At 64.2% G+C, this 1,282-nt stretch carries 1 protein-coding gene and 2 pseudogenes; 2 read left to right on the top strand and 1 reads right to left on the bottom strand.

Annotated elements, in window-relative coordinates:
- Positions 1-116, top strand: a pseudogene (locus tag EN939_RS39540) (ArsR family transcriptional regulator); the annotation flags it as partial.
- Here EN939_RS39540 and EN939_RS34630 read toward each other — a convergent pair.
- The gene (locus tag EN939_RS34630) at positions 113-1,012 is read right to left on the bottom strand and encodes a LysR substrate-binding domain-containing protein (RefSeq protein ID WP_127271872.1); all 900 of its coding nucleotides are present in this window, start codon (positions 1,010-1,012) and stop codon (positions 113-115) included. The pseudogene EN939_RS39540 and the gene EN939_RS34630 sit on opposite strands and share 4 nt — an antisense overlap.
- A gap of 127 nt (positions 1,013-1,139) precedes the next feature.
- On the opposite strand from EN939_RS34630, the pseudogene EN939_RS34625 reads away from it, so the two are divergent.
- Positions 1,140-1,282: pseudogene (locus EN939_RS34625) on the top strand (SDR family oxidoreductase); the annotation flags it as partial.

Here is a 1,282-nt window from a genome sequence, read left to right as displayed (position 1 = left end):
TGGCGATGTTCCAGGATTTCCTGCAGCGCGTCATCCTGCCGCTGCCCGGGGTGCGGGAGACACACACCTACGCTTCGATCGCCAATGTGAAGCCCGACGCCTTGCTGCCGATCTAGAGCGGCGGCCTTTCTCCCGCATCCAGCAACCATTGCCGCACGGCTTGCGTCGGCTCGGGGTGGCGCTGTTTTCTCGGCATCACGACATAAAAATCCTGCGTGCCGCGCATTTCGCCGCTGACGGGCTGAACCAGGCGGCCCGTGGCGAGATCAGCGGCTACGAGGAAGCGGCTGGCCAGCGCAATGCCCTGGCCGGCGACGGCCGCGTCGATGGCCAGGCCCGTCTGGTTGAAGCGCATCCGTTTCAATTCGGTCGTCATCTTCAGGCCGACCGCTTTCTCCATGAATTCCGGCCACAGATTGTGGGCATCGTGCAGCAGCACATGGTGCTGGATTTCGGAGGCTGCGATTTCAGCAACACCTTCCGGCAGCAAGGCCGGGCTGCAGACGGCGACGATCTGCTGGGGAAACAGCAGGTCGACGATCAGCCCAGCGCCGAAGGGCGGGCGGCCTTGCCTGACCGCGATGTCGACGCCATCGGCCTGGAAGCTCGACAGGCTCTCGCTGGCCAGCACGCGCAAATCGACCAGCGGGTTGTGCGCGACGAAGTCGTGCAATCTCGGGATCAGCCATTTGGTGGCGAAGCTCGGCGTCACGCTGATCGTCAGCCGCGCCGGCTCGGGACGAAGCAGCAGCGTCGCCTCCGAGATCAGGTCGAAGGCGCGGCGGATATTGGGGACATAGGCGCGGCCCTCATCGGTCAGCGCCAGGCCGCGCGGCAGCCGCTCGAACAGCTTTGTGCCGAGATCGGCTTCCAGCCCGCGAATGTGCTGGGCGACCGCCCCTTGCGTGACATTGAGCTCTTCGGCGGCGATGCGGAAGTTGAGATGACGCGCCGAGGCTTCGAAGGCGCGCAGCGCATTCAACGGCGGCAGGCTGAGGAAGGCTTCGGGCATGCAGGAGTTTTTCTACAGGTTGATTTCAGGCATTCTGGTTCGAACCAGCGGGGAAAACCAGCTATATCAACGCTCAGCTCCCGAAAACACCGCTTGCGGTGCCCGCAAACCCTGAGAGGAAAATCCGATGAGTGTAGAAAAAGTAGCTGTGGTGGTGGCCGGCGGCAGCGGCATGGGTGCGGCGGCGGCCAAGCGGCTGGCGGCGGACGGCTTCAAGGTCGCCATTCTTTCGTCGTCCGGAAAGGGCGAGGCGCTGGCTGGGGAATTGGG

This window comes from Mesorhizobium sp. M7A.F.Ca.CA.002.05.1.1 (assembly GCF_003998335.1).
GTDB lineage: Bacteria > Pseudomonadota > Alphaproteobacteria > Rhizobiales > Rhizobiaceae > Mesorhizobium.
The sequence above is the reverse complement of the archived record's forward strand: the minus strand, read 5'-3'. Positions and strand labels throughout refer to the sequence as shown.